This window comes from Massilia varians (assembly GCF_027923905.1).
Lineage (GTDB): Bacteria > Pseudomonadota > Gammaproteobacteria > Burkholderiales > Burkholderiaceae_D > Telluria > Telluria varians_B.
Map to the genome: position 1 here is coordinate 486458 of NZ_AP026966.1, position 25811 is coordinate 512268.

28 protein-coding genes, 1 tRNA gene and 1 pseudogene are annotated in these 25811 nt (G+C 65.5%); 12 read left to right on the top strand and 18 right to left on the bottom strand.

Features of this window, described 5'->3' with window-relative positions:
• Window positions 1-6: 6 nt before the first annotated feature.
• The 5 genes and pseudogenes from MasN3_RS02240 to MasN3_RS02260 form a co-directional block, all read right to left on the bottom strand.
• Window positions 7-1068 (bottom strand): LacI family DNA-binding transcriptional regulator, encoded by a 1062-nt coding sequence (locus tag MasN3_RS02240; protein ID WP_281911913.1) that lies wholly within the window; start codon window positions 1066-1068, stop codon window positions 7-9.
• A gap of 77 nt (window positions 1069-1145) precedes the next feature.
• Complete coding sequence (locus MasN3_RS02245; protein WP_281911915.1) at window positions 1146-2222, bottom strand: ABC transporter ATP-binding protein; 1077 nt, start codon at window positions 2220-2222, stop codon at window positions 1146-1148.
• A 12-nt stretch (window positions 2223-2234) separates the two neighbouring features.
• Window positions 2235-3131, bottom strand: coding sequence for a carbohydrate ABC transporter permease (locus MasN3_RS02250; RefSeq protein ID WP_370662326.1), 897 nt, complete (start codon window positions 3129-3131; stop codon window positions 2235-2237).
• Entirely contained in the window at window positions 3128-3967 is an 840-nt protein-coding gene (locus tag MasN3_RS02255) for a carbohydrate ABC transporter permease (RefSeq protein WP_281911917.1), read from the bottom strand. The genes MasN3_RS02250 and MasN3_RS02255 overlap by 4 nt, the downstream gene beginning before the upstream one ends.
• A gap of 5 nt (window positions 3968-3972) precedes the next feature.
• Window positions 3973-5236, bottom strand: a pseudogene (locus MasN3_RS02260) (ABC transporter substrate-binding protein).
• 268 nt (window positions 5237-5504) lie between these two features.
• Here MasN3_RS02260 and MasN3_RS02265 point away from each other — a divergent pair.
• Window positions 5505-6704, top strand: coding sequence for a cation:proton antiporter (locus MasN3_RS02265; RefSeq protein WP_370662380.1), 1200 nt, complete (start codon window positions 5505-5507; stop codon window positions 6702-6704).
• Between the two features lie 158 nt (window positions 6705-6862).
• Window positions 6863-7363 carry a paar repeat-containing protein gene (locus MasN3_RS02270; RefSeq protein ID WP_281911921.1) on the top strand — a complete coding sequence of 167 codons (501 nt, stop codon included), beginning with the start codon at window positions 6863-6865 and terminating at the stop codon, window positions 7361-7363.
• A 15-nt stretch (window positions 7364-7378) separates the two neighbouring features.
• Here the strand turns inward: MasN3_RS02270 and MasN3_RS02275 are convergent, their stop codons facing one another.
• The 8 genes from MasN3_RS02275 to petA all read right to left on the bottom strand — a co-directional run bounded on the left by MasN3_RS02275 (window position 7379) and on the right by petA (window position 14166).
• Window positions 7379-8953 (bottom strand): ATP-binding protein, encoded by a 1575-nt coding sequence (locus tag MasN3_RS02275; protein WP_281911922.1) that lies wholly within the window; start codon window positions 8951-8953, stop codon window positions 7379-7381.
• A gap of 5 nt (window positions 8954-8958) precedes the next feature.
• The gene (locus MasN3_RS02280; protein WP_281911924.1) at window positions 8959-9708 is read right to left on the bottom strand and encodes an alpha/beta fold hydrolase; all 750 of its coding nucleotides are present in this window, start codon (window positions 9706-9708) and stop codon (window positions 8959-8961) included.
• A gap of 222 nt (window positions 9709-9930) precedes the next feature.
• A tRNA-Thr gene (locus MasN3_RS02285) sits at window positions 9931-10006 on the bottom strand.
• 25 nt (window positions 10007-10031) lie between these two features.
• Entirely contained in the window at window positions 10032-10511 is a 480-nt protein-coding gene (locus MasN3_RS02290; RefSeq protein WP_281911926.1) for a ClpXP protease specificity-enhancing factor, read from the bottom strand.
• 128 nt (window positions 10512-10639) lie between these two features.
• Window positions 10640-11251 carry a glutathione S-transferase N-terminal domain-containing protein gene (locus MasN3_RS02295; RefSeq protein WP_281911927.1) on the bottom strand — a complete coding sequence of 204 codons (612 nt, stop codon included), beginning with the start codon at window positions 11249-11251 and terminating at the stop codon, window positions 10640-10642.
• A gap of 99 nt (window positions 11252-11350) precedes the next feature.
• A complete protein-coding gene (locus MasN3_RS02300) occupies window positions 11351-12112 on the bottom strand; it encodes a cytochrome c1 (protein ID WP_281911928.1) in 762 nt (253 codons plus the stop codon).
• 22 nt (window positions 12113-12134) lie between these two features.
• Window positions 12135-13550: a cytochrome b gene (locus MasN3_RS02305; protein WP_281911930.1), complete on the bottom strand. Its 1416-nt coding sequence runs from the start codon at window positions 13548-13550 to the stop codon at window positions 12135-12137.
• A 1-nt stretch (window position 13551) separates the two neighbouring features.
• Window positions 13552-14166, bottom strand: a complete 615-nt coding sequence (petA, locus tag MasN3_RS02310; protein ID WP_281911933.1) for a ubiquinol-cytochrome c reductase iron-sulfur subunit — start codon at window positions 14164-14166, stop codon at window positions 13552-13554.
• Between the two features lie 228 nt (window positions 14167-14394).
• Here petA and mscL point away from each other — a divergent pair, with 228 nt between their 5' ends.
• From mscL to MasN3_RS02330, 4 genes are read left to right on the top strand one after another with little or no spacing between them, the layout of a single operon-like run.
• Window positions 14395-14808 carry a large conductance mechanosensitive channel protein MscL gene (gene mscL, locus MasN3_RS02315; protein WP_281911935.1) on the top strand — a complete coding sequence of 138 codons (414 nt, stop codon included), beginning with the start codon at window positions 14395-14397 and terminating at the stop codon, window positions 14806-14808.
• Between the two features lie 47 nt (window positions 14809-14855).
• Complete coding sequence (locus tag MasN3_RS02320; protein ID WP_281914611.1) at window positions 14856-16031, top strand: Do family serine endopeptidase; 1176 nt, start codon at window positions 14856-14858, stop codon at window positions 16029-16031.
• 18 nt (window positions 16032-16049) lie between these two features.
• On the top strand, window positions 16050-16763 hold the full coding sequence (locus MasN3_RS02325) for a DUF2461 domain-containing protein (protein WP_281911938.1): 714 nt from the start codon (window positions 16050-16052) through the stop codon (window positions 16761-16763).
• Between the two features lie 11 nt (window positions 16764-16774).
• The gene (locus MasN3_RS02330) at window positions 16775-17149 is read left to right on the top strand and encodes a cupin domain-containing protein (RefSeq protein WP_281911940.1); all 375 of its coding nucleotides are present in this window, start codon (window positions 16775-16777) and stop codon (window positions 17147-17149) included.
• Between the two features lie 9 nt (window positions 17150-17158).
• On the opposite strand, the gene MasN3_RS02335 is transcribed toward MasN3_RS02330, so the two are convergent.
• The 5 genes from MasN3_RS02335 to MasN3_RS02355 form a co-directional block, all read right to left on the bottom strand.
• Window positions 17159-18190, bottom strand: a complete 1032-nt coding sequence (locus tag MasN3_RS02335) for an NAD(P)H-dependent glycerol-3-phosphate dehydrogenase (protein ID WP_281911942.1) — start codon at window positions 18188-18190, stop codon at window positions 17159-17161.
• 26 nt (window positions 18191-18216) lie between these two features.
• Entirely contained in the window at window positions 18217-18657 is a 441-nt protein-coding gene (locus MasN3_RS02340; RefSeq protein WP_281911945.1) for an SH3 domain-containing protein, read from the bottom strand.
• A gap of 78 nt (window positions 18658-18735) precedes the next feature.
• Window positions 18736-19194, bottom strand: coding sequence for a protein-export chaperone SecB (gene secB, locus MasN3_RS02345; protein WP_281911947.1), 459 nt, complete (start codon window positions 19192-19194; stop codon window positions 18736-18738).
• Window positions 19195-19325: 131 nt separating this feature from the next.
• Entirely contained in the window at window positions 19326-19595 is a 270-nt protein-coding gene (grxC, locus tag MasN3_RS02350) for a glutaredoxin 3 (RefSeq protein ID WP_036205956.1), read from the bottom strand.
• Window positions 19596-19615: 20 nt separating this feature from the next.
• Window positions 19616-20017: a rhodanese-like domain-containing protein gene (locus tag MasN3_RS02355; protein WP_281911948.1), complete on the bottom strand. Its 402-nt coding sequence runs from the start codon at window positions 20015-20017 to the stop codon at window positions 19616-19618.
• An 87-nt stretch (window positions 20018-20104) separates the two neighbouring features.
• On the opposite strand from MasN3_RS02355, the gene gpmA reads away from it, so the two are divergent.
• The 6 genes from gpmA (at window position 20105) to gspH (ending at window position 25801) form a co-directional block, all read left to right on the top strand.
• Window positions 20105-20851: a 2,3-diphosphoglycerate-dependent phosphoglycerate mutase gene (gene gpmA / locus MasN3_RS02360; RefSeq protein ID WP_281911950.1), complete on the top strand. Its 747-nt coding sequence runs from the start codon at window positions 20105-20107 to the stop codon at window positions 20849-20851.
• A 9-nt stretch (window positions 20852-20860) separates the two neighbouring features.
• Window positions 20861-22276 (top strand): murein hydrolase activator EnvC family protein, encoded by a 1416-nt coding sequence (locus tag MasN3_RS02365; RefSeq protein WP_281914613.1) that lies wholly within the window; start codon window positions 20861-20863, stop codon window positions 22274-22276.
• A 189-nt stretch (window positions 22277-22465) separates the two neighbouring features.
• Window positions 22466-23947, top strand: coding sequence for a S41 family peptidase (locus tag MasN3_RS02370; RefSeq protein WP_281911954.1), 1482 nt, complete (start codon window positions 22466-22468; stop codon window positions 23945-23947).
• 13 nt (window positions 23948-23960) lie between these two features.
• Entirely contained in the window at window positions 23961-24746 is a 786-nt protein-coding gene (locus MasN3_RS02375; protein WP_281911955.1) for a HesA/MoeB/ThiF family protein, read from the top strand.
• Between the two features lie 114 nt (window positions 24747-24860).
• The gene (gene gspG, locus MasN3_RS02380; RefSeq protein WP_281911956.1) at window positions 24861-25304 is read left to right on the top strand and encodes a type II secretion system major pseudopilin GspG; all 444 of its coding nucleotides are present in this window, start codon (window positions 24861-24863) and stop codon (window positions 25302-25304) included.
• An 8-nt stretch (window positions 25305-25312) separates the two neighbouring features.
• Window positions 25313-25801 (top strand): type II secretion system minor pseudopilin GspH, encoded by a 489-nt coding sequence (gene gspH, locus MasN3_RS02385; protein WP_281911958.1) that lies wholly within the window; start codon window positions 25313-25315, stop codon window positions 25799-25801.
• Window positions 25802-25811 lie beyond the last annotated feature (10 nt).

The window sequence follows — 25811 nt, forward strand, 5'->3', positions numbered from 1 at the left end:
GCCCTCTTATTTTTTTCTGCCGCGCGTGCGGCCGGCGGGGCTGTCGCCGCCCGAGCTCTCGCTCGGGCCCTTGGCCAGCGAGGCGCGCAGCGTCACGCTCACCGGGAAAGTGCGGGCCACCGGGCGCTGCAGGTCGTAGCAGCGGTTGAGCAGGGCGTTCAGGCCGTTGAGCGTCATCTCGCGCCAGGGCATGTGCACGGAGGTCAGGCGCGGGGCCGAGAACGCGGCGCTCGGGGTGTCGTCGTAGCCGATCACCGACAGGTCGCGCGGCACGCTGATGCCGGCTTCCTGGAAGTAGGCCAGCGCGCCCACCGCCATCTCGTCGTTGGCGCAGAACAGGGCGGTGCACCTGGTGCCGGAATCGACCAGCGCCTTGGCCGCCGACCAGCCGCCCTGGGGCGAGAAGTCGCTTTCCATCATCCAGACCTTCTTGGTGTCGATGCCCTGGGCTTGCAGCTCGCGCATGAAGCCGTCGATGCGGGCCACGTTGTCGGCCAGCGCCGCCGGGCCGGCAATCACGGCGATGTCGCGGTGCTTGTAGTCGAGCAGGGTGCGCGCGGCCAGGCGCCCGCCCAGCGCGTGGTCGACCGTGAAGCACTGCTCGGGGATCTGCTTGAATTCGTGGTTCAGTGCGACGATCTGCTTCTGCTTGCCGCCCAGGGCAGCGAGGTCCTCGTCGCTGAGGGCGCCGGTCATCATGACGATGCCGTCGCAGCCGCGTTCGATCAGGAACTCGATGCCCTCGATGGCCTGGCGCCGCGCGTCGCCCAGGCCGACGCCGAAGGCCACCACCATGTGCAGGCCGGCGGCGCGCAGCTCGGTGTCGATGATCTGCAGGATCGGGGTGTAGAAGGTGCCGCTCAGGACCGGGATGTAGACGCCCACCATGCGGCTGGTGCCGGACAGCAGGGCGCGCGCCGCGTGCGAGGGGCGAAAGCCCAGCTCGTCGATCGCCTTGCGCACGCGTTCCAGCGTGGCCGGCGACACCGAGCCCTTGCCGCTGACCACGCGCGAGGCGGTGCCGAGCCCGACGCCGGCGAGACGCGCTACGTCCTTGATGGTTGCCACTGAGGATCCCTATCCTGTTGTCTGGTTATACGAAAAACACTGAAGCATACTGCATTCATGTGACACTGGCACCTGTCTTAAAGGCGCCGGCCGCTGCTTGGGTCGAACAGCGAGACCCGCGCCGCGTCGACGTCGAAGCGCACCGTCTGCCCGCTTGCCAGCGGCCGCGGATCGTGCACGATGCTGGAAAGCTGGCGGCCGCCGCAGTCCAGCCAGACGACCTGGTGGTTGCCCATCGGTTCCACCAGCGTCACGCTGGCCTGGAGGGAGCCGTCCGGCACCAGGTGGATGTCTTCCGGCCGCACCGCCAGCGTCACCGTGCCAGGCGCGGCCACGCAGTCCGGCGCCAGGTTCAGGGCCAGCATGCCCGCAGTGAAGCGGCGCCTGGTCTTGTCCACCCCGTCCACTTCTTCCTCGAGCCGGCCGTCGACGAAGTTCATCGACGGCGCGCCGAGAAAACCCGCCACGAAGCGGTTGGCCGGACGCTCGTAGACCTCGCTTGGCGTGCCGATCTGCTGGATGCGGCCGCCTTCCATCACGACGATGCGGGTGGCCAGGGTCATCGCCTCGGCCTGGTCGTGGGTCACGTAGATCATGGTCGAGCCGAGCGCCGCGTGCAGCAGCTTGAGTTCGCGGCGCAGCTCGGCGCGCAGCTTGGCGTCCAGGTTCGAGAGCGGCTCGTCGAACAGGTAGACGCCGGCTTCGCGCACCAGGGCGCGGCCGATCGCCACGCGCTGGCGCTGGCCGCCGGAGAGCTGGGCCGGTTTACGGTCCAGCAGCGACTCCAGTTGCAGCATCTCGGCCGTCTTGCGCACCCGGCGTTCGATTTCCGCCTTGGGAGCGCCGGAAATACGCAGGCCGAAGGACATGTTCTTCTCGACCGTCATGGTCGGGTACAGCGCATAGGACTGGAACACCATGCCGATCCCGCGCTCGCTCGGGTCGGCATGGCTCATATCGACCCCGCCGATCTCGATCGCGCCCTCGGCCAGGTCGATCAGGCCGGCGATGCTGTGCAACAGCGTGGACTTGCCGCAGCCCGAAGGGCCGAGCAGGACCAGGAACTCGCCCGGCTCGACCTGCAGGTCGAGGTCGCGGATGACCTGGTTGCTGCCGCGGGTGATGCACAGCTTGCGGAGGTGGACGTTCGACATGCTTGTTAGCCTTTAGCCTTTCACCGCGCCGGCGGCGATGCCGCGCACGAACCAGCGGCCCGAGATGAAATAGATCGCCAGCGGCACGCTTGCCGTCAGGATGGTCGCGGCCATGTTGACGTTGTACAGGCGGGTGCCAGTGGTGGTATTGATCACGTTATTCAGCTGCACCGTCATCGGCGCATTGTCGCGGCCCGCGAACACCAGGCCGAGGATGTAGTCGTTCCACACGCCGGTGACCTGCATGATGGCGGCGACCACCACGATGGGCAGCGACATCGGCAGCATCACCTGCAGGAAGATACGCCAGAAGCCGCCGCCGTCGATGCGCGCGGCCTGGAAAAGCTCGTGCGGCACCGAGGCATAGTAATTCCGGAACAGCAGGGTCATGATCGGCATGCCGAAGATGACGTGCACCAGCACGATGGCCGGCAGCGAACCGAACACGCCGGCGCGCGCCATCATCCACACCAGCGGGTAGATCATCACCTGCACCGGAATGAAGGCGCCGGCCAGCAGCACGCCGAACAGCACATTCGCGCCGCGCGGGCGCCAGAACGACAGCGCGTAGCCGTTGATGGCGCCCAGCAGGATCGGGATCACGGTGCTCGGCACCGCGATCGCCACCGAATTCCAGAAGCCGCCGCTGACCTGGCTCCAGGCATTACGCCAGGGCTCGACGGTCACCAGGAGGGGCAGGGCGAACACGTTGCCATTGCGAATCTCGTCCATCGACTTGAAGGAGGTGATGATCATGACGTACAGCGGCAGCAGGAAGTACAGCGCGGCGCTGAACAGGAAGGCGTAGACGCCGATGCGCGCCGGCGACAGGCGCCTGCGGCGCGCCGCCGTCTTCATCGATTCGCGTGGCAGCACGGGGACCGCTGGCTGCAGGACGGTATGGCTCATGCGCGTTGCCTCCGGCTGCGTGCATAGGCATACGGCGCCAGCAGGGCCAGCACCGGGATCAGGAGGGTGACGGCGCCGGCCGAGGCCAGGCCGATGTTCGAGCGCAGGAACAAATGGTCCATGATGAACTTGGCCGGCACCTCGCTGGCCGTGCCCGGTCCGCCGCCGGTCATGGCGACCACCGCGTCGTACAGCTTCACGACGGCGGTGCACAGCAGCAGGAACACGGTGGCGATGGTGGGCCCCAGCATCGGCAGCACGATCTCTAGGTAAACCCGCCAGGCCGGGATGCCGTCCAGGCGCGCCGCCTTGTAGATTTCCGGATCGACGCCGCGCAGCCCGGCCAGCATCAGCGCCATCACCAGGCCCGAGGCCTGCCAGACGGCGGCGATGACGATGGTGTAGATGACCATCTCCTGGTCGACGATCCAGTCGAGGCCCAAGCCGGCGCCAGGCGCCAGCATCCACTGCCACACCAGGCCGGTGGCGACGAAGGACATCGCATACGGGTACAGGAAGACCGTACGCAGGAAGCCTTCGCCGCTGACGTTCTGGTCGATGAAGGCGGCCAGCAGGAAGCCGAGCACCATGCAGGCGACGATGAACAGCGCGCCGTACACGGCCAGGTTGTTCAGCGAGATCAGCCAGCGCTCGTTGTCGAACAGGCGCAGGTATTGCGCGGCGCCGATATAGGTATCCGACGGAAAGGTGCGCGAAGCGGTGAACGAGGTGCGCAGGGTCCACAGCGCCGCGCCGATGTAGGCGACCAGCACCGTCAGGGCCATCGGCAAGAGCGCAACGTGGGGACTGAATCGATGGGCGCGCAGGGTCGGCATGGCGGTCAGTATTTGAGGGCGTTGGCGATGCTCTTCTGGGCGCGTTCGACCGGCATGCCGGTGTTCCAGTAGGCGGTCAGGACGTCCTGCATGGCGCCGTTCTGGTCCGGCGTCAGGTAGACCTCGGTGACGCCGGCCTGGCGCGCGCGGTCCTTCATGATCTCGATGCCCTTCTGCGCGCACAGGTCGAGTTGCGCCGCATCGACGTCATGGCGCACGGGAATCGAGCCTTTCAGCTTGCTGAACGCCACCTGCAGGCCCGGTTGCGACACCACATTGGCGAGCAGCTGCTGCGCCTTGACGGCCTGGCCCTGGTCGGTGCGCGGGAAAACGAACACGTCGCCCTGGATCAGGTAGGGCGTGGCCGCGCTGAAGCCGGCCATGCAGCCGTAGTGCCGGCCCGCGACCTGCTTTGCGTTGGTGAACTCGCCCTTGGCCCAGTCCCCCATCACCTGGAAGCCCGCCTTGCCACTGATGACCAGGGCGGTGGCGTCGTTCCAGTTGCGCCCCGGCGCGCCGGCATCGACATAGGATTTCAGGCGCTTGAAGGCCGGCAGCACATCGCGGAACTGCGGCGAGAGCAGGGTGGCCTGGTCGCGGTCGCGCATGGCCTTGAGGTACAGCTCCTTGCCGCCCATGTTGGCCAGGATCGCCGAGAACAGCACGGTCTCCTGCCACGACTGGCCGCCGTGGGCCAGGGGGATGAGGCCGGCGGCCTTGAGCTTGTCGAGCGCGGCGAAGAATTCAGGCATGCTGCCCGGCTCTTTTGCGATGCCGGCCTTCTGGAAGGCGGCCTTCGAATACCAGAACCAGGTCTGCATGTGGATGTTCAGCGGCACCGCGTAGTAGTGACCCTGCACCTTGATCACGTCGATGATCGGGGGGGGGCAGCAGCCGGTCCCAGTTCTGGGCGCGCGCGAGGCCGTCGACGTTATTGAGCATCCCCGCTTCGATCACGTCGAGGAACTGCTTGGAGGTGTTGAACTGTGCCGCGGTGGGCGGATTGCCGCCGACGATGCGGTTGATGGTCACGGCGCGCGACTGGTCGCCGCCGGCGATCGCGGTGTCGATCCACACGCCGCCGGCATCGCGGTAAGCCTGGGCGACCTGCTTGACCGCGGCCGATTCGCCGCCCGAGGTCCACCAGTGGATGACTTCGGCCCTGGGCGCGGCAGCCGCCGACGCGGCATGCGCCGGGGCGGCAGGCGTCATGGCGAGGCCGAACCATGCGCATGCGCAGGCTGTCGCCAGGGTGCGTGGTGTGAACATCGTGTCTCCGTGTATGCCGTTATTGTGGGTAAGTTGGAAACGTTACCATCGGCTTTGCCCGACTATAGCACCGGGTGAAATCAGGGTCAAACAATATTGCTGATGGGATTCTGGCACAGTTGCCGCTTCCGAGCACATGCTGGGCGGTCCGACCGGCCGAATGCTGGCGCCAGCATGATTTACTCAGCTGGACACACATGGTATGGTTTCCAGTTGCCGTTGCGTAACCCGCAACAACGAGAACACATGAGGAGACGCCATGCATGCCATGGGCACCACCGAGATTTTCCTGATCGCAATGCTGATCATCTTCAGCCTGCCTTACCTGATCTGGCGGCTGGGGAACACCGATTACTACGCGCCGCTGGTCGTGGTGCAGATCATCGCCGGTGTACTGCTGGGGCCGGGCGTCCTTGGCCGCGCTTATCCGGAATACTATGACTTCGTGTTCAACCCGCAAGTCATTGCGAGTCTGAACGGCGTGGCCTGGTGGGCCGTGATGATCTTCGTGATGCTGGCCGGGATCGAGCTCGATCTCAAGAAGGCATGGGAGCACCGGCGCGAGAGCGCCATCACGGCCGGGCTGGCACTGGGCACCCCGCTGCTGTTCGGCAGCGTGGCGGCGCTCGGCATGCTGGGCTACGCCGGCTGGGTCGGCCCCGCGGCGCGCGACTGGCAGTTCGTGCTCGGAGTAGGCATGGCCTGCGCCGTGACCGCGTTGCCGATCCTGATCCTGCTGATGGAAAAACTGGCGATCCTGCGCGAGCCGATCGGCCAGCGCATCCTGCGCTATGCCAGCCTGGACGACATCGCGATCTGGGGCGTGCTGGCCCTGATCCTGCTGGACTGGGAGCGCGTCGGCCGCCAGCTCGGCTTCGTGCTGGCCTTCGCCGCCGCGACCTGGCTGTTCCGCCGCCTGATGCGCCGCCTGGAAGAGCGTGACCGCTGGTATGTGGCGCTGGTATGGCTGGTCATCTGCGCCTTCTCCGCCGACTGGGCCGGCCTGCACTACATGGTCGGCGCCTTCCTGGCCGGGGCCGTCATGGATGCCAAATGGTTTGACCAGGAACGGCTCGATTTTCTGCGCCATAACGTGCTGCTGGTCCTGATGCCGGTGTTCTTCCTCAGCACCGGCCTGCGTACCAACTGGGCGGTAGGCGGTTCGGCCGTGTTCATCGCCGCCGCCGTCTTGCTGTTCGCCTCGGTAACAGGCAAGCTGGTCGGTACTCACGTCGCGGGACGGGTGCTGAAATGGGGCGATGGCGAAGCGTCGATCATCGGCTGGCTCCTGCAGACCAAGGCGTTGATCATGATCATCTTCGCCAATATCCTGCTCGACAAGGGCATCATTACCAGCGAAACCTTCACCGCCCTGCTGCTGATGGCGATCGGCAGCACCATGCTGACCGTGCCCGTGGTGTATCCCAAGCTGCGGCGGGCGGCGGCGCTGGTGTGCAAAACCAGTTGAATTTGGGGTTCAGGAACCAGGCTTCACTTTGCTCAGCCGCAAGCCGTTTGTCCCGGATCCATGCCGACAACCGACACGCTGGCTGGGCTGAGCTTGCGCAAGCGCCTTCGGGTGCCGCTTTCTAAGATGGCTTCATTGCTCCTGCAGAGGAGGGAGAAATGGACCAATTCACGAAGCGCCAGGCGGCAAACGAAGCCGATCTGTCGCACCCGAATGTCGCCGCTTTCCTGAAGGCGATTGCCGCGGCAGAAGGCGGCGCCTACGATTTCAAATATGGCGCGCTGCGCGGCAGGACGAACGACCGCTGGCGCTTCAGCGACATGTCGACCCACCCTGGAGCGGGCATCGACGGCAAGTCCACCGCTGCCGGCATGTACCAGATCACGCGGCCGACCTGGCGTCACCACGGTGGCAAGCTGGGCTTGAAGGACTTCTCGCCGCGCACGCAGGACTTGATCGCGGTCGAGATCCTGCGCAGCCTGGACATTATCGATGCCATCAAACAGGGCGATATCGCGGACGTCATGCCCGAGGCGGCGCGCATCTGGGCCGCGCTGCCCACCGGACCGGGGCAGCGCAACCACTACCCGCCGCAACGCCACGTCAGCTTCGAGCGCTTCCTGTCCGCCTATCGCGACGCCGGCGGCAGCGTCGCCTGAGCGGCCGCCGATCGCTCAGCCCTTGCGCTGGGCGAGCCCATGCAGCAAGGGGTGCAGCAGGTCGAAGTCGATCGGCTTGGTGATATGGTGGTCGAAGCCGGCCTCGAAGGCGCGTTCGCGGTCTTTCTGCTGGCCCCATCCGGTGGTGGCGATGAGCATGGCCTGCGCGCCGGCAGGCTGCTGGCGCATGCGGCGGGCCAGTTCGTAGCTGTTCATGTCCGGCAAGCCGATGTCCAGCAGGGCAGCAGCGGGCGCGAAGACAGGAAGCAGGTCTAGCGCCTCGGCAGCGCAATGGGCGACGCGGACTGCGCAGCCCGAGCATTCGAGCGCCATCGCCAGCATCTGGGCCGCATCCTCGTTGTCGTCCACCACCAGTACCCGGACCCTGGCTGCGAGCGCGCCGGACGGAGCAGCCCCTACCGGATGGACGGCCGCCGCCGACAGCGGCAGGCGCACGCTGAAGCTGCTGCCCTTGCCGGGACCGGCGCTGTCTGCGGCGATGCTGCCGCCATGCAGTTCGACGATGCCGCGCACCAGGGCCAGGCCGATGCCGAGTCCGCCCCTGGAGCGTTCCAGCGCGGGCTCGAGCTGCGAAAACATGTCGAAGATATTGGCCAGCGCGTCGGCCGGGATACCGATGCCGTTGTCGCTCACCCGGATCTCGGCCATGCCGCCGTCGCAGGAAAGCTGGAGTTCGATCAGGCCGCCCTCGGGCGTGTACTTGGCCGCATTGGTGAGCAGGTTCAGGACGACCTGGGACAGGCGCGTCGGGTCGCCGTCCACGATGACCGGCGGCGGCGCAATCGACAGCCGCAGCGTATGGCCTGCCGCTTCCATGGTCGTGGCCAGGTCCTGGGCCGCGCCTGTCACCAGCGCGGACAGTTCGACCGCGCTGCGGCGCAGCTGCATGCGCCCCTGCGTGATACGCGAGACTTCCATCAGGTCGTCCACCAGCCGTGTCAGGTGGCGCAGCTGCCGGTCGAAGGCCTGCAGCAGGCGGCCGTCGGCGCTGCGGGCGAACTTCAGCGTGAGCACGTCGAGCGCACTGCGCATGGGCGCCAGCGGATTGCGCAGCTCGTGCGACAGCGTCGCCAGGAATTCGTCCTTGCGCCGGTCGGCGGCCGACAGCTGGGCGTTGAGTTTCTTGAGTTCTTCCTCGGCGCTGCTGCGCGCCGCCAGCGCGGCTTCGGCCGTCTTGCGCGCCTCCAGCAGCTCGCGCTCGTAAGCCTTACGGTCGGACGCCTTGAACAAGGCCCAGTGATCGACCAGCCGGCCCCCCTCCTGCTGCCGTACGATATTGATCAGTACCGGGATGCGCTCTTGGGAGCGGGTGCGCAGGTCGACCTGGATCTCGGCCACCGAGCCCTGCACCTCGAGGATGGGCTGGCAGTGCGTGTGATAGAACAGGCGCGCACCGACCGGCAACATGTCGCGCATGCGCATGGCGCCAGCCAGTTCCTCATGGGTGTAGCCGAGCCAGGTGCATGCCGTGTCGTTGGCGCGCAGAATGAGGCCGTCGGCCGCGGTGACGACGAGCGCGCAGGCCGCATGGTCGAACAGGAGTTCGCCCGGAAGAGGGTCTGCTGACACGGCATTCAGCGCAGGGTTTGCGCGAGAAATTCGTCGATGGCGTTCGAGCTCGCGGTGGGGGCGCTCATGTGCGGGCAGTGGCCGACGTTTTCGATGATGTGCAGGGTGCTGGACGGCAGGTGCCGGTGCAAATACTGGCCGACGGCGACCGGCGCGACCAGGTCGTCGCTGCACTGCAGGATCAGGGCCGGGACGGTCGACTTCGGCACGTCGGCGCGGTGGTCGGACGTGAAGGTCACGCGGGCGAAGTGCTTGGCGATCTCGGGATCGTTGCGGCAGAAGCTGCTGGTCAGTTCATCGCGCAGCTTGGGTTGGTTGGGCGCGCCCATGATGGCCGGCGCCATGCTGCTCGACCAGCCGAGGTAATTCGCATCCATCGTCTCCAGCAGCTCGTCGATGTCCTCGTGGCTGAAGCCGCCGGTGTAGTCGCCGTCATTGATGTAGCACGGCGAGGGGCCCACCATCACTTGCGCCATGAACTTCTCCGGCGCCTTGATGGTGGCCAGCAGGCCGATCATGGTGCTGACCGAGTGCCCGACGAACACCACCGGACCGGTGGCGAAGGCATCGAGGATCTCGAGCAGGTCGTCGGCGTAGCCCTGCAGGCTGCCGTACTTGGCGCGGTCGTAGGCGGACAGGTCGGAGCCGCCGCTGCCGACCAGGTCGAAGGAGATGGTGCGGAAGCGGTTTTCGTAGGCCGGCGCGAGGAAGCGCCACATGGTCTGGTCGCAGCCGAATCCATGTGCAAACACCATGGTTGCTGAACCATTACCGGAAACACGGACATTGTTGCGAAGCTGGATGCGGGAGCTCATCGGTGTCGACGGGAGGAGTTGAACTGAGCGATTATAGCCCTGTCATGTCGCGCAGGCCCGCACTTTTGACCCGGAATTGTCCAGTTTTGGGCGACTGTTGTTTGCCTGGCGCCGGAAAACAAAAAGCCCAGCCAAATGGCTGGGCTCAATGCTTGAGAATCATGGTGCCGACTGCAGGACTCGAACCCGCCACCTGATGATTACAAATCAACTGCTCTACCTGATGAGCTAAGTCGGCTTAATCTTGGAACAACGATTATACGCTATTTGATGCGCGTCAACGTCGGGCGTCCGCCCTTCTTGGGCGGCTCGTCGTCGCCGCCCGGTGCGGCAGTCGTCTCGACCGGCGCTTCCGTTCCCTTTGCCGGCACCGCCGACAAGGAAGGCGCCGCCGCTTCTTCAGCAGAAGGAGGGGCCGTCTCGGACGCGGTCACGTTCACCTCGAAGGCCATGCCCTGGCCGTTCTCGTTCGCGTAAATCGCCAGCACGTTCTGCACCGGAATGTACAGCTCGCGCGAGACGCCATTGAAGCGCGCGCGGAAGTGGATCGCGTCGTTGTCCATCTTCAGGCCCGAGGTGGCGCCATAGCTGATGTTCAGGATGATCTCGCCTTTGCGGACGTATTCCATCGGCACCGTCGTGGCGGCGTCGACCTTGACCGCGAGGTAGGGCGTGTAGCCGCTGTCCGTGCACCATTCGTAGATGGCGCGCAGCAGGTAGGGCTTGGTGGAAATCTCGGACATGGACGTGATAAAAAAAGCAAACCTATACACGCCAGTTTAGCGGATTCGCCCGGAAGGCGTCCGAAAACCAGCGTGTAGCGAATCGGGAGATACGCGATGCGGGCGCCAACACGCGCCCGCAACAAGCATCAGCGGCGCATCACCTTCTCGGAAGGGGTCAGCGCCTCGATGTAGGCCGGACGCGAGAAGATGCGCTCGGCGTACTTCATCAGCGGAGCCGCGGTCTTCGACAGCTCGATGCCGTAGTGGTCCAGGCGCCAGAGCAGCGGGGCGATGGCGACGTCCAGCATCGAGAACTCGTCGCCCAGCATGTACTTGTTCTTCAGGAACAGCGGGGCCAGCGTGGTCAGGCGGTCGCGGATTTCCGCACGGGCCTTTTCCTGGCTCTTGTCGTTCGTCTTGTTGCGCTCGCTTTCCAGCGTGTGCACGTGGACGAACAGTTCCTTCTCGAAGTTGAACAGCATCAGGCGGGCACGGGCGCGCATCAGCGGGTCGGCCGGCATCAGCTGCGGGTGCGGGAAGCGCTCGTCGATGTATTCGTTGATGATGTTCGACTCATACAGGATCAGTTCGCGCTCGACCAGGATCGGCACCTGGCCATACGGGTTCATGGTCGAGATGTCTTCCGGCTTGTTGAACAGGTCGACGTCGCGCACCTCGAAGTCCATGCCCTTTTCGAACAGGACCAGGCGGCAGCGTTGGGAGAACGGGCACGTGGTGCCGGAGTAGAGAACCATCATGGTTTGTAGTTCCTCAAGAAACAATGGGGTGAAGCGCTGTGCGGTTCACCCCGAAAAATGATTGCCCGTATTATAGCCAACCGGGCAATGAAAGCGAATTTACTTCACTTCTTTCCAGTAGGATTTGTTTAAAAGCCAAGCAAGGAAGGCAAATCCTGTCATGAACAACAACACGATAACGCCCAACTTCTTGCGCGTGTCTTGCGCTGGCTCAGCCATCCACACCAGATACGCAACCAGGTCGGCGGTGGCAGTGTCGAATTCCTGCGGGGTCATCGTGCCCGGTTGTACCGCTTCGAAACCGACGAACTTGTGCAGGGTCTTGCCGGCTTCGTGCGGGTCAGGCACGTCCTGGAACTTCGCCTGGCGCACGCCTTGTTCCTGCCACATCACGTGCGGCATGGCCACGTTCGGCACCACCATGTTGTTCCAGCCGGTCGGGCGGGCGTCGTCCTTGTAGAAGGTGCGCAGGTAGGTGTACAGGTAGTCCGCGCCGGTGCCCGAAGGCGAGGCCTTCGCGCGTGCCATCACCGACAGATCCGGCGGCACGGCGCCGAACCAGGCCTTGGCGTCGTCCGGGCGCATCGCCGTCGTCATCATGCCGCCAACCTTGTCTTGTGAAAACAACAGGTTGTTCTTGATCTGCTCTTCGGTCAGGCCGATATCGCGCAGGCGGTTGTAGCGCATGCTTGAGGCCGAGTGGCAGTTCAGGCAGTGGTTGACGAACAGCTTGGCGCCGTTCTGCAGCGAGGCCAGGTCGCTGCGCGCCGGTGCCGGCTCGAGCGGGAAGCCGCCTTCCGCGGCGAATGCCAGTCCCGGCACCAGGGCCAGGACCGCGATCAGTTTCTTCGCAAATTTCATGTGTCTGTCCTTTGGTCCGTGCTTAGTGTGGGGTGAAGGTCAGGCGAGTCGGGACCGGCTTGAAGCGGCCCATCGTGCTCCACCACGGCATCAACAGGAAGAACGCAAAGTACAGCAGGGTCGCCACTTGCGAGATGATCGTGTAGGCCGGCGTCGGCAGCTGGGTGCCCAGGTAGCCCAGGGTCACGAAGCACAGGCCGAACAGGATGTACACGTACTTGTGCCAGTCCGGACGGTAGCGGATCGAGCGCGCCGGCGAGTGGTCGAGCCAGGGCAGCAGGGCGATGATCACCACCGACGAACCGAACAGCACCACGCCCCAGAACTTCGCGTCCAGCACCTGCGGCAGCATGCCGATGATCAGGACCAGGCCGATCACGGCCACGGCGATCTTGGTCCTGTAGGCCAGGCGCGACTTGAGCCAGATGAACACGACGTAGGCGGCGATCGCGGCCATCAGCACGTACATGAAATCGGCGGTGGTGGCGCGCAGCACCGAGTAGAACGGCGTGAAGTACCAGGTCGGCGCGATGTGCGGCGGGGTCTTCATCGGGTCGGCCGGCAGGAAGTTGTTGTATTCCAGGAAGTAGCCGCCCATCTCAGGCGCGAAGAACACGACCGCCGAGAAGATGGTCAGGAACACCGCCACGCCGAAGAAGTCCTTGGTCGAGTAGTACGGGTGCGACGGGATGCCGTCCACCGGGTGGCCGTCGGCGTCCAGGTTGTCCTTGATCTCGATGCCGTCCGGGTTGTTCGAGCCGACTTCGTGCAGCGCGATCAGGTGCGCCGCCACCAGGCCCAGGATCACCAGCGGCAGGGCGATGACGTGGAAGGCGAAGAAGCGGTTCAGGGTGGCGTCCGACACCACGTAGTCGCCGCGGATCCACAGCGACAGGTCCGGGCCGATCACCGGGATCGCGCCGAACAGGTTGACGATCACCTGGGCGCCCCAGTACGACATCTGGCCCCACGGCAGCAGGTAGCCGAAGAAGGCTTCGGCCATCAGGCAAAGGAAAATGCCGAAGCCGAACAGCCAGATCAGCTCGCGCGGCTTGCGGTAGGAACCGTACATCAGGCCGCGCGCCATGTGCAGGTAGACCACGATGAAGAACATCGAGGCGCCGGTCGAGTGCATGTAGCGCACCAGCCAGCCCCAGGGCACTTCGCGCATGATGTATTCGACCGAGCCGAAGGCCAGGGCGGCGTCCGGCTTGTAGTGCATGGTCAGGAAGATGCCGGTGACGATCTGCAGCACCAGCACCAGCATGGCCAGCGAACCGAACAGGTACCAGACGTTGAAGTTCTTCGGGGCGTAGTACTTGCCCCACTGGTCGTTCCACAGCTTCGACAGCGGGAAGCGGTCGTCGACCCAGGCCAGGGCCTTGGCGCCGGCGCCTGCGTTGGCCGGAACTTGGGTTTCTTTGAATGGGCCGCCCATGTTATGCCTCGCCTTTCTCGTCTTTGCCGATGATCAGCTTGTTATCGGACAGGTACATGTAGGGCGGGACGTCCATGTTGGTCGGCGCCGGCTTGTTGCGGAAGACGCGCGCCGACAGGTCGAAGGTCGAGCCGTGGCAGGGGCAAAGGAAGCCGCCCGGCCAGTTGTCGGGCAGGTTGGGCTGGGGGCCGGACGCGAGGCGCGAGGAGGGCGAGCAGCCGAGGTGGGAGCAGATGCCGACCGTGACCAGCACTTCCTTGTGGTCTTCGCGCGCGCGCCAGGGGTTCCTGGCGTACTCGGGCGTGGGCAACTGGTACTCTTTTTCGGAGTTGGGGTCGGCCAGTTCGGCCGTGTCCTTCTCGAGGGTGGCCATCATCTCCGGGGTGCGGCGCAGGATCCAGACCGGCTTGCCGCGCCATTCGACGACCTTCATTTCGCCAGGCTTGACGTCCGAGATGTCGACCTCGACCGGGGCGCCGGCGGCTTTTGCTCGCTCCGACGGCTGGAAGGTACTCACAAGAACGCCCGCCGTGGACACCCCGACCACGCCGCCAGCGGCGCATGTCGCGACGAGCAGCCCGCGTCGGCCTGAATCGACCTGCTTTTCAATACTCATACCAACCCCACTCCGTGAAAATACGAATCTTAAGAATCAATAAAGAGCTTCCAGCAACACAAAATTATATGTGAACGGCAATACCGATTGGAAAAAAATTATCAAGCGGACACATCCGCGCGGAATTGACCCTCCTGTTTAGACCACAAACCCGCCTGTGCATCCGCAGCATTTGCGCTTGGGGTATCATGAAATCGCATGACTCAATAACAACCTAGGAGAAAACACATGTCAATGATGGGAGAGTTCAAAACCTTCGCCATGCGCGGCAACGTCGTCGATCTTGCGGTTGGCGTGATCATCGGCGGCGCCTTCGGCCGCATCGTCGATTCGCTGGTCAAGGACGTGATCATGCCGCCGATCGGCATGTTGTTCGGCGGCCTCGATTTCGCCAACTACTACCTGCCGCTGAACGGCCAGGGCACCGCCTTGCCGCTGGCCGAGGCGCAGAAGGCCGGGGCCGTGCTCGCCTACGGCAACTTCCTCACCATTTTGCTGAACTTTATCCTGCTCGCCTTTGTCATCTTCCAGATGGTGCGCGTCGTGAACCGCCTGCGCGGCCCCGTGGAGGCGGCGACGCCGGCGGAGAAGGAAGAGATCCTGCTGCTGCGCGACATTCGCGACTCCCTGAAAAAGCCTTGAGAAAGCCGACCGTGAACGACAGCGTCCATGAAATCAAGCCGCCGGGCATGCGCCCGCGGCGCCAGTCGGGAGCCTTCCGGCGTTTCTGGCTGCTGTTCGCGCAGGTCGTCACGGTCGCGCTGGCGCTGTATTTCGTGGTCGCCGCCCTGCGCCCGGACTGGCTGGAGCGCCCACCCACCCGGGTGGCGCTCGGCCCCGCCGGCCAGCAGGTGCCGGTGCTGCAGGGGGCGAGCGTGCCGGCCCCCGGCAGCTACCGCGAGGCGGCCGGGCGCGCCATGCCGGCCGTCGTCAATATCCTCACCAGCAAGACCACGCGCGAGACCCATCCGCTGCTGAAGGATCCCTTCTTCCGCCGCTTTTTCGGCGACCGCATGCCGCCCGACGAGCAGCTGGCCAGCCTCGGCTCGGGCGTGATCGTCAGCGGCGACGGCTACATCCTGACCAACAACCACGTGATCGAAGGCGCCGACGTCATCGAGGTCGGGCTGGCAGACGGGCGCAAGGCGCCGGCGCGGGTGGTCGGCACCGATCCTGAAACCGACCTGGCCGTGATCCGCATCAATGAGCGCAAGCTGCCCGTCATGGTGCTGGGCGATCCGGAAAGCGCGCGGGTGGGCGACGTGGTGCTGGCCATCGGCAATCCGTTCGGCGTGGGCCAGACCGTCACCCTCGGCATCATCTCGGCGCTGGGGCGCAACAACCTGCACATCAACCACTTCGAGAATTTCATCCAGACCGATGCCGCGATCAACTTCGGCAACTCGGGCGGAGCCCTGGTCGACACCAACGGCCAGCTGCTCGGGATTAACTCGGCCATCTATTCGCAGACCGGCGGCTCGGTCGGCATCGGTTTCGCCATCCCGGTGAGCACCGCCAAGATGGTGCTGGACGCGATCGTCAAGCACGGCCAGGTGGTGCGCGGCTGGATCGGCATCGAATCGCAGGACATCACGCCGGAACTGGCTGAAAGCTTCGGCCTGGGGCGCTCGAGCGGCGCCATCATCGCCGGCGTGGTGCGCGGCGGCCCGGCCGACCGCGCCGGCATGCGCCCTGGCGACATCCTGGTCGCGGTGGGCGGCAAGAACGTGGCCAATACCAGCGAGATGCTCAACCTGATCGCCCAGCTCGAGCCGGGCGAGAAGGCCCCGCTGCGCATCCTGCGCAAGAACCGCGAGTCCACGCTCGACGTCACCGTCGGCAAGCGTCCGCGCCAGCCCCAGTAACTTTTTTCGGACTTCTTCATGCACCTGCGTGACCTGACGCAATTCTTAAGCGAGCTCAGCGAGAACAACAACCGTCCCTGGTTCCTCTGGAACAAGCCCCGCTACGACATCCTGCGGGCCGAATTCCTGCAAGTGGTCACCGAATTGATCGGAGAGCTGGGCGCTTTCGACAAGCGGGTGGCCGGCGGCGATCCCAGGAAGGCGCTGTTCCGCATCCACCGCGACGTGCGCTTCGCCAAGGACAAGCGGCCCTACAAGACCCATTTCTCGGCCGGCATCGCGCCGCTCAACAAGCGCCGCCCGAGCGCCGCGGGCGGACCGACCTATTACTTTCACATCGAGGCCGACGGCAAGCTGCTGTTCGGCGCGGGCGAATACCTGCCGCCGGCGCACCGCCTGAAGGCGATCCGCCAGCACGTGATCAACGATGCGACAGGCTTCAGCAAAATGTTGAAGAATAAGCATCTCCGCGCGACCTACGGCGACCTGCAGTTCGAGGACGTCCTGCAGCGGCCTCCGAAAGGCGTCGACCCGAACCACCCGCTGGTCGAGTACCTGAAGCTGAAGAGCTATTTCGTCTGGGTCGAGGTGCCGCTGCTGTTCAATGCACCCGAGTTGCTGGTGCCGCAGCTGGCGAGCGGAATGAAGGATGCGTTCCCGCTGGTGACCTGGTTGCGCAGTGTGCCCGATGAGGTACCGGAGACGCGGGAAGAAGAGGAATCAAGCGAATAAGGAGGGGCGACATGGCCTTGCAACACGCAGTTTCGGGCGAGCGCATCGCATTACAGCGCGGCGACGACGACATCGCCCATTTCACGTCGATTGCGCTCGTCAAGACCGAGCACATGGAACTGATCCGGCTGGTGCTGCCCAAGGAAAAGCCCATGCCCGCGCACCGGGTCGAGGGCGAGATGACCCTCGTGTGCCTGGAAGGAGAAATCGCCTTCGACGCGCACGGTCGCACCACGATCCTGCGGCCCAACGAGATGGTCTACCTGGCGGGCGGGGAGCCGCATGCGATCCGCGCCAACAAGGATGCGGTGGCCTTGATGACCATCCTGCTGGGGCCGGTGCGCACCGGCGGGCCGACCAACGACCCGCGCGGCTCGGGGAACTGAAGCGGCACCTTAGGCCAGCTCGTCCCGCGGATCGCGCGCCAGCAGGCGCTGCGCCATCTCCGTCGCACTCACGCCATCGAACAGCACCGCGGCCACCGCCTCGGTGATCGGCATTTCCACGCCCAGCCTGCGCGACAATTCGCGCACCGCTTTCGCGCAGGGCACGCCTTCGGCCACGTGCCCCAGTTCGGCCACGATGGTGTCCAGCTGCTTGCCCTGGGCCAGCGCCAGTCCCACGCGCCGGTTGCGCGACAGGTCGCCGGTGCAGGTCAGGATCAGGTCGCCCATGCCGGCCAGCCCCATGAAGGTGGCGGCCTGCGCGCCCAGGTGCACGCCCAGGCGGGTGATCTCGGCCAGCCCGCGGGTGATCAATGCCGCGCGCGCGTTCAGGCCCAGGTTCAGGCCGTCCGATACGCCGGTGGCGATCGCCATCACGTTCTTGACCGCGCCGCCCACTTCCACGCCGACCATGTCGTCGCAGGCGTAGACGCGCATGTTGTCGGCGTGCGCCGCGGCTACCACGCGCTCGCGCAGGCTGGCCGAGGTCGAGGCCACGGTCAGGGCGCAGGGCAGGGCGCGCGCCACTTCCTGGGCAAACGAGGGGCCGGACAGCGCCGCTGCCGGCACGCTGTCGCCCAGCACCTCGGCCGCCACCTGGTGCGGCAGCAGGCCGGTGCCGGCTTCGAAGCCCTTGCACAGCCAGACCACGTTCGGCATGGCGCGGCCCTTCAACTGCCCCAGCAGCGGGCGCAGGCCGGCCACCGGGCAGGCCAGGATCAGGAGCGGCGCTTCGTCGGCGGACGCCTCGGCCACGTGGGCCAGCGCGGCCTCGAAGTCGGCGCTCACGCGCAAGGAGGACGGCAGCGGGTAGCCGGGCAGGTAATGCAGGTTCTCGCGGGCTGCCTGGGTTTGCGCCATCTGTTCGGGATTGCGGCCCCACAGCAGCACGTCGTGGCGGGCGGCCAGGGCGATGGCCACGGCCGTGCCCCAGGCGCCGGCGCCCAGGACGGTGATCTTGGAGGGTGTTTTCTGTTCTTGCATGCGCTTTCAGTCAAAACAGCGGGGCATCACAGGCCCCAGACGTCGTTCGCACGGACATAGCCGTCGATGCCGTCGCGATGGCGTATCCGGATCCAGGTGAGGGCGGTCGGGTCAACCAGTTCGAGCAGGACACCCCTGTCGGCCGTCATCAGGACCGGGCTGGTCTCGTCGGGTCCGGCGAACACCTTGGCTCCGGGCGTGCGTACCACGAGGTTGCGGCGCGGGCCCAGGCCCTTGGCTTCGGTCCAGGCCAGGTCGCCGTTGGCGTCGCGGACCTTGACCCACTCGGCATAGCTCGACACCACCTGCAGCGGCATGCCGCGCGGGGCGATGTACATCCTGGTCCCCTTGGTGCTCGGGGTGTCGTACAGGATCACCGGGGCCGCGCCCACGTTCTTGAAATCGATGGCGAATACGTGCGGTGCCGCCAACAGGAGCACGCTTGCAAGGAGACGGGAACGGATCATGGCGGGCCGAAGGACGAAGTGACCGGGGCGCCGGAGGCACGGGCACCGCATGGAGCGGCACCCGTGGATGGGAACAACTTACTGTGCCGGAGCTGCGGCAGCCTGGGCCATTGCCTGCTGGCGCTGCTGGTAGAAGGCTTCGAAGTTGATCTCGGCCAGGTGCACCGGCGGGAAGCCGGCACGGCTGATCACGTCGGCGATGTTGGCGCGCAGGTACGGGTAGACGATGTTCGGGCAGCCGATGCCCAGCAGCGGATCCATCTGATCGGCCGGGATGTTGCGGGCTTCGAAGATGCCTGCCTGCTTGCCTTCGACCAGGAAAGCGACCTTGTCTTTCAGCTTGGCGGTGACGGTGATGGTCACGGTCGACTCGTAGATGCCTTCAGCGATCGATTCGGCGCCGACGTCCAGCGACACTTCGATGGTCGGGGCTTCCTGCTCAAGGAAGATGGCCGGGGAATTCGGTTGTTCCAGCGACATGTCTTTCAGGTAGACGCGTTGGATTTGGAATACTGGTTGCAGGTTTTCGTCGGACATGGAACGCTTTCGTTTTAAATGATGTTGGACGGACGCGCCGTCCCGGTACTTTGGTCAAACGCGAGGGCAATTGTATCAAAATCAATTCTGATGCAATACCCCCAGCGCCACGGACCCCAAAGCCCGTCAAATCAAGCTTGCTGGCCCTTCAGCAGCGGATCCAGGCGGCCGGCCTGGTCGAGCGCGTACAGGTCGTCGAAGCCGCCGACGTGGGTGTCGCCCACGTAGATCTGCGGCACGGTGCGGCGGCCGGTGCGCTGCATCATGATCTGGCGCTGCTCGGGATCGAGGTCGATGCGGATGCGTTCGATGTCGGTCACGCCCTTGGCTTCGAGCAAGCGCTCGGCGCGGACGCAGTAGGGGCAGCTGGCAGTGTGGTAGAGAACGACGTGTGCGGTCATGATGCTTCCTTTCCCATAAATTATTTAGTCACCGGCAAGCCGGCCGCGATCCAGGCCGCCTGGCCGCCTTCGAGCGCATGGGCGTCCTCGAAGCCGGCCGCCTGCAGCTGGCGCGCCGCCTTGTCGGCGCGTGCGCCGGTCTGGCAGACGACGATCACGGTGCGGCTCTTCGACTTCTCCAGCTCGCCGATCCGCTTGTCCAAGTCTGCCAGCGGGATGTGTTTCGCGTCGCGCAGGTGGCTGGCGGCGTATTCCTCGGCGGTCCTCACGTCGAGCACGAGGCTCTTGCCGCGGTTGATCATCTGCGTGGCCTGCAGCGGGGTGACGCGCTTGCCGCGCGGGCCCAGGGCCGGCCAGAGCAGGGCGCCGCCGGAAATCACGGCGATCGCTACGATGAAGATATTATCGAGAATGAAATTCACAAGGGTTCCGTTGGTTGAACTGAATCGGCGCATTATAAAATAGATGCTGGACCGGATTTCAATTGCATTTTTTCTTGAGAAGAGCTTATGTACAAAATCGTATTCATGCGCCACGGCGAATCCACCTGGAACCTGGAAAACCGCTTCACCGGCTGGACCGACGTCGACCTGACCGAGAAGGGCATCAACGAGGCCAGGAGCGCCGGCCGCGTGCTCAAGGAAGCCGGTTTCAGCTTCGACGTGGCCTACACCTCGGTGCTCAAGCGCGCGATCCGCACCCTGTGGCTGGCGATGGACGAGATGGACATGATGTACCTGCCGGTGAAGAACGACTGGCGCCTGAACGAGCGCCACTACGGCGCCCTGCAGGGCCTGGACAAGGGCGAGACCGCCGCCAAGTTCGGCGACGAGCAGGTGCTGGTCTGGCGCCGCAGCTACGACACCCCGCCGCCGGCGCTGGAAGAAAACGATCCGCGTACTTCCTTCCATGACCCGCGCTACGCGGCCCTGGCGAAGGAACAGATCCCGCTGACCGAATGCCTGAAGGACACCGTGGAGCGCGTGATGCCGTGCTGGGACGAGGAAATCGCCCCCGCCATCCGCGCCGGCAAGAAGATCCTGATCTCGGCCCACGGCAACAGCCTGCGCGCCATCATCAAGATGCTGGACAACATCAGCGACACCGACATCGTCGGCCTGAACATCCCGAACGGCCAGCCGCTGGTGTATGAGCTGGACGCCGACCTGAAGCCGATCAAGCACTACTACCTGGGCGACCAGGAAGCGATCGCCGCCGCCGTGGCGGCCGTGGCCAGCCAAGGGAAGGCGAAATAAGTCTTGCGTTTGCCATTCACGAAGTTCGCCGGCAGCGCGCTCCTGGGCGCGCTGTTGGGCGTCGCCCTGCTTGAGCCCGCCTTTGCCCAACGCCAGACCGAACGCAGCCGCCAGAAGGTGACCGCGGAGAAGCAGCGCACCGGTATCCAGCAGAAGCTGGCAGCGATCAAGCGCGACATCGCCCGCACCGAGGATGCGCGCGCCGACGCCGCCGACGAGCTGGCGGCGTCCGAGGCCGCCATTTCCGACGCCAACCGCGCGCTGCGCGATTTGGCCGAGGAACAGGACGCAACCAGCACCCGTCTCGATGAGCTGTCGAAAAAGGGCGAGGGATTGCAGCAAACAATTGTTAGTCAAAAGAAACAATTGTCGCAACTGCTGCGCGAACACTACGTGGCCGGCAACGAAGACCGGATCAAGCTGCTGCTTTCCGGCGACAACCCGAACCGCATCAACCGCGACCTGCAGATGATGGCCTACGTGTCGCAGGCCCAGGCAAAACTGCTGGACGCGCTGCGCGCCAACCTGGCGGAAGTCGAGGCCAACCGCGACAAGGTCGAGAACGCCCAGCTGGAACTGCAGGAAATCGCCGCCGAGCAGCAGCAACAGAAAGCGACGCTGGAAAAGGAAAAGGCCAAGCGCGCCGGCTTGCTGCAGAACCTGTCGACCAAACTGGCCGACCAGCGCAAGCAGGCCGACCGCCTGCAGCGCGACGAACAGCGCATGACCGAACTGGTGGACCGCCTGTCGCGCCTGATCCGCGAGCAGGCCGAGGCCGAGCGCCGCCGCCAGGCCGCCCTGGCCGCGGCCAAGGCCAAGGCCGAAGCCGAGGAAAAGGCGCGCGCCCTGGCCCGCGCCAAGGCCGCCGCCGAGCGGGCCGAGCGCGAGCGCATCGCGCGCCAGAGCGGCAAGCCGGCGCCCAAGCCGGAGCCCGAGGCGCCGCCGCCGAAAGTGGCCCAGCAGAAGCCGATTGAAACCCGGCCGAGCGCGGTGGAACAGGAGGTGCCGCTGGCGCCGCCGGCGCCGTCCGGCGCCTTCGCCGCCCTCAAGGGGCGCCTGACGGCGCCGATCAGCGGCGACATCCGCGCCCGCTTCGGCGCGCGCCGTACCGAAAGCCTGACCTGGAAAGGCATGTTCTTCACCGCCCCGGAAGGCGCCCCGGTGCGCGCCGTCGGACCGGGACGGGTGGTGCACGCCGAATGGATGCGCGGCTGGGGCAACATGATCATCATCGACCACGGCGGCGAATACCTGTCGACCTACGGCTTCACCTCGGCGGTGCTGAAGCGCCCCGGCGACATGGTGCGCGCGGGCGAGGTGATCGCCAGCGCGGGCAATACCGGCGGTGTCGAGGAATCGGGGCTATACTTTGAGCTCAGGCATCGCGGCAAGGCCTTCGATCCTTCAGGCTGGATCAAATTCTAAGTACTCGACAGGAAATAAATTTGAATTTTGGCAAACAGAACCGGAGTTGCGGCTGGCCGATGCGATGCAAGGCGGCGAGTGCGCCGCAGTGCGAGCACTGCAAGCAGGAGCCAACGCAGCAGCGCGCCGGTTATGGCAGCCAAAAACACATTTATTTCAGGGCGAGTACTTAAAAACAAGGGAATAGCGATGGGCAAAGCAAAGAATATCGGGCTGATCGGTCTGGGCATGGTGGCCGGCGTGGCCGCCTCCTTCCAGTTCTCCGCCCATGCGCAAAAAGACCTCGGCTCGCCGCTGCCGCTCGACGAGCTGCGCCAGCTGGCCGACGTCTACGGCCTGATCAAGACCGATTACGTCGAGCCGGTCTCGGACAAGAAGCTCCTGTCCGAAGCCATCGGCGGCATGGTCGCCTCGCTCGACCCGCATTCCGTCTACCTGGACCAGAAGGCCTACAAGGAGATGAAGGAAGCGGTGCAGGGCAAGTTCGTCGGCGTCGGCATCGAGGTCGCCAGCGAAGACGGCTACGTCAAGGTGGTCGCCCCCATCGAAGATACGCCGGCGCACAAGGCCGGCATCAAGTCCGGCGACCTGATCACCCGCATCGACAACGTCCCGGTGCGCAACATGTCGCTCGACGAAGCGATCAAGCGCATGCGCGGCAAGGCCGGCAGCAAGGTCACGCTCACCATCGCGCGCCGCGGCGAGGACCGGCCCTGGGTGGTGCCGGTGCAGCGCCAGGAAATCGTGGTCGCCAGCGTCAAGGCCAGGATGATCGAGCCGGGCTATGCCTGGCTGCGCGTCAGCCAGTTCCAGGAAAACACCGTCGAGGAACTGGCCAAGAAGGCCAAGCTTCTGTATGCCGAGAACCCCGAGATCAAGGGCCTGGTGCTCGACCTGCGCAACGACCCGGGCGGCCTGCTGCCGGGCGCGATCGGCGTGTCGGCGGCCTTCCTGCCGCAGCCGGAGCAATTGATTGTCTCGACCAAGGGCCAGCTGCCGGACTCCAACCAGCAGTTCTACGGGCGCCGCGAATTCTATTCCCAGCGCGGCGCCGACCCGCTGGCCGGCCTGCCCGCCGGCCTCAAGACGGTGCCGATGGTGGTCCTGGTGAACGGCGGCTCGGCCTCGGCCTCCGAGATCGTGGCCGGCGCCCTGCAGGACTACAAGCGCGCCATCATCATGGGCAGCCAGACCTTCGGCAAGGGCTCGGTGCAGACCCTGCGCCAGCTGTCGCCCGACACCGCCGTCAAGCTGACCACAGCGCGCTATTACACCCCGAAGGGCCGCCCGATCCAGGCCACCGGCATCGTGCCCGACATGCGCGTGGACGAGACCCCCGAAGGCGATGCGCTGGCCGTGCTGCGCGTGCGCGAGGCCGACCTGCAGCGCCACCTGGCCGGCGAAGGCGAGAGCGCGAAAACACCGGCCGCCAAGGACCAGAAGGAAGCGCTCGACGCCCAGCAGCGCGCGCTCGCCCAGCTGAAAGACCGCAAGCCGCTCGACTACGGCAGCAAGGACGATTTCCAGCTGGCGCAGGCGATCAGGCACTTCAAGGGCCAGCCGGTCCAGCTGGCCAGGTCGGAGCCGGAAGCCGACAAGCCGGCCGCGCCGAAGACCTTGCCGGGAACCGAGCAGAAGCCGCCCGAGATCAAGGCGCCGGCCAAGAAATAATCGGCGCGGTCCGATGAACGACGCCCAACTCCTGCGCTATTCGCGCCACATCCTGCTGGACGAGCTCGGCATCGAGGGCCAGCAGCGCCTGCTGGACGCGCACGCCCTCATCATCGGCGCCGGCGGCCTCGGTTCGCCCGCCGCGCTCTACCTGGCAGCGAGCGGCATCGGCCGCATCACCCTGGTCGACGACGACGAGGTCGACCTGACCAATCTGCAGCGCCAGGTCATGCACACCACCGGGCGCATCGGCCAGCCCAAGGTCGATTCGGGCCGGGCGGCCCTGCTGGCCATCAACCCCGGGATCGAGGTCAGCGCGCTGCGCGAACGGGTGGGCGGCGCGCGTCTGGCAGAACTCGTCCGGTCGGCGACGGTCGTACTCGACTGCAGCGATAATTTCGCCACCCGCCACGCCGTCAACCGTGCTTGTGTGCAAGAAGGCAAGCCGCTGGTCTCCGGCGCCGTAATCCGGTTCGACGGCCAGCTGTCGGTCTTCGACACCCGCCGGCCGGAGGCCCCGTGCTACGCCTGCCTGTTCCCCGAGGACAGTCACTTCGAGGACGTGGCCTGCAGCACCATGGGTGTATTCGCGCCCCTGGTCGGCGTGGTCGGCGCCATGCAGGCCGCCGAAGCCATGAAACTGGTGGCCGGCATCGGCGAAGCGCTGGCCGGCCGCCTGCTGCTGCTCGACGGCCGCGCCATGGAGTGGACCGCCCTGCAAGTGGGCCGCCAGCCGGCCTGTCCGGTGTGCAGCATCCGCCCCGGCGGCGACATGAATACAAAAACAAGACTGCTTTAAGACAGAATTAAAGGTGCTCTTCGGCTTACAATTTCTCCAGTGCACGCGGTAGCCCCTGCTGGCGTGTAGGCTTATACTGTCAGCCTCCAACCGACCTACTTACGAAGAGCATCCATGCACATTGATTCGCAACGCAAGCAGCGCCGCGCACGCGGTTTCACCCTGGTCGAGATCATGGTTGTCGTGGTGATCATCGGCATTCTCGGCGCCCTAGTCGTGCCGAAACTGCTGGGCCGCACCGGTGAGGCGCGCGTCACCGCCGCCAAGACCGACATCGCCACCATGTCGCAGGCGCTCAAGCTCTACAAGCTGGACAACCAGCGCTACCCGAGCACCGAGCAGGGCCTGCAGGCCCTGGTCACCAAGCCCACCTCGGGCCCGGCCGCGAACGGCTGGAAGGACGGCGGCTACATGGAAAAGCTGCCGAAAGACCCGTGGGGCAATTCCTACCAGTACCTGTCGCCGGGCATTCATGGTGAAGTGGACATCTTCTCGCTGGGCGCCGATGGCCAGCCCGGCGGTACCGGTGAGGATGCCGACATCGGTTCCTGGGAATAAGGTCTCCGATGCGGGCCCTGAGCGCCCCATCTCGCCGTCCGGCGAGCGCCGGCTTCACCCTGGTGGAGCTGCTGGTCGTGATGGTCATCATCGGCATCACGCTGGGCCTCGCTTCGCTCAACGCCATTCCTTCGCCACGCCAGAACCTGCAGCAGGAGGCCCAGCGCCTGGCCCTGCTGCTGCAGCTGGCGCGTGACGAAGCCATCGTGCGCAACCGCCAGGTGGCCTTCGAGGCCAACGGCGAGCGCTACCGTTTCGTGGTGCGCAACGACACCGGCTGGGAGCCGGTCACCCGCGACGACCTGCTGCGCGAACGCACGTTCCGCGGCGCCCCCCTGCAGCTGGTGCTGGAGCCGAGCATGAGCAGCGACCCCGGCACCGTGCGCATCACCTTCGGGCGCGAACCGGTCGACAAGCCCTTCGTGCTGACCCTCGCCACCGCCGGCAACGCGGTCGCGATCCGTGCCGACGGCATCGGCCACTTCAGCGTCGAATGAAGGAACAACG

Coding starts and splice junctions, on each gene's coding strand:
- MasN3_RS02270 (WP_281911921.1), top strand. CDS start 6,863: ATGGACCAATTCACGAAGCGCCAGGCGGCAAACGAAGCCGATCTGTCG.
- MasN3_RS02340 (WP_281911945.1), bottom strand. CDS start 18,657: ATGATCCGTTCCCGTCTCCTTGCAAGCGTGCTCCTGTTGGCGGCACCG.
- MasN3_RS02295 (WP_281911927.1), bottom strand. CDS start 11,251: ATGATGGTTCTCTACTCCGGCACCACGTGCCCGTTCTCCCAACGCTGC.
- grxC (WP_036205956.1), bottom strand. CDS start 19,595: ATGACCGCACACGTCGTTCTCTACCACACTGCCAGCTGCCCCTACTGC.
- MasN3_RS02290 (WP_281911926.1), bottom strand. CDS start 10,511: ATGTCCGAGATTTCCACCAAGCCCTACCTGCTGCGCGCCATCTACGAA.
- MasN3_RS02330 (WP_281911940.1), top strand. CDS start 16,775: ATGGCCTTGCAACACGCAGTTTCGGGCGAGCGCATCGCATTACAGCGC.
- petA (WP_281911933.1), bottom strand. CDS start 14,166: ATGAGTATTGAAAAGCAGGTCGATTCAGGCCGACGCGGGCTGCTCGTC.
- MasN3_RS02265 (WP_370662380.1), top strand. CDS start 5,505: ATGGGCACCACCGAGATTTTCCTGATCGCAATGCTGATCATCTTCAGC.
- secB (WP_281911947.1), bottom strand. CDS start 19,194: ATGTCCGACGAAAACCTGCAACCAGTATTCCAAATCCAACGCGTCTAC.
- MasN3_RS02280 (WP_281911924.1), bottom strand. CDS start 9,708: ATGGTGTTTGCACATGGATTCGGCTGCGACCAGACCATGTGGCGCTTC.
- MasN3_RS02255 (WP_281911917.1), bottom strand. CDS start 3,967: ATGCCGACCCTGCGCGCCCATCGATTCAGTCCCCACGTTGCGCTCTTG.
- MasN3_RS02245 (WP_281911915.1), bottom strand. CDS start 2,222: ATGTCGAACGTCCACCTCCGCAAGCTGTGCATCACCCGCGGCAGCAAC.
- MasN3_RS02375 (WP_281911955.1), top strand. CDS start 23,961: ATGAACGACGCCCAACTCCTGCGCTATTCGCGCCACATCCTGCTGGAC.
- MasN3_RS02300 (WP_281911928.1), bottom strand. CDS start 12,112: ATGAAATTTGCGAAGAAACTGATCGCGGTCCTGGCCCTGGTGCCGGGA.
- gspH (WP_281911958.1), top strand. CDS start 25,313: ATGCGGGCCCTGAGCGCCCCATCTCGCCGTCCGGCGAGCGCCGGCTTC.
- MasN3_RS02250 (WP_370662326.1), bottom strand. CDS start 3,131: ATGAGCCATACCGTCCTGCAGCCAGCGGTCCCCGTGCTGCCACGCGAA.
- MasN3_RS02335 (WP_281911942.1), bottom strand. CDS start 18,190: ATGCAAGAACAGAAAACACCCTCCAAGATCACCGTCCTGGGCGCCGGC.
- mscL (WP_281911935.1), top strand. CDS start 14,395: ATGTCAATGATGGGAGAGTTCAAAACCTTCGCCATGCGCGGCAACGTC.
- gpmA (WP_281911950.1), top strand. CDS start 20,105: ATGTACAAAATCGTATTCATGCGCCACGGCGAATCCACCTGGAACCTG.
- MasN3_RS02325 (WP_281911938.1), top strand. CDS start 16,050: ATGCACCTGCGTGACCTGACGCAATTCTTAAGCGAGCTCAGCGAGAAC.
- MasN3_RS02370 (WP_281911954.1), top strand. CDS start 22,466: ATGGGCAAAGCAAAGAATATCGGGCTGATCGGTCTGGGCATGGTGGCC.
- gspG (WP_281911956.1), top strand. CDS start 24,861: ATGCACATTGATTCGCAACGCAAGCAGCGCCGCGCACGCGGTTTCACC.
- MasN3_RS02320 (WP_281914611.1), top strand. CDS start 14,856: ATGCGCCCGCGGCGCCAGTCGGGAGCCTTCCGGCGTTTCTGGCTGCTG.
- MasN3_RS02305 (WP_281911930.1), bottom strand. CDS start 13,550: ATGGGCGGCCCATTCAAAGAAACCCAAGTTCCGGCCAACGCAGGCGCC.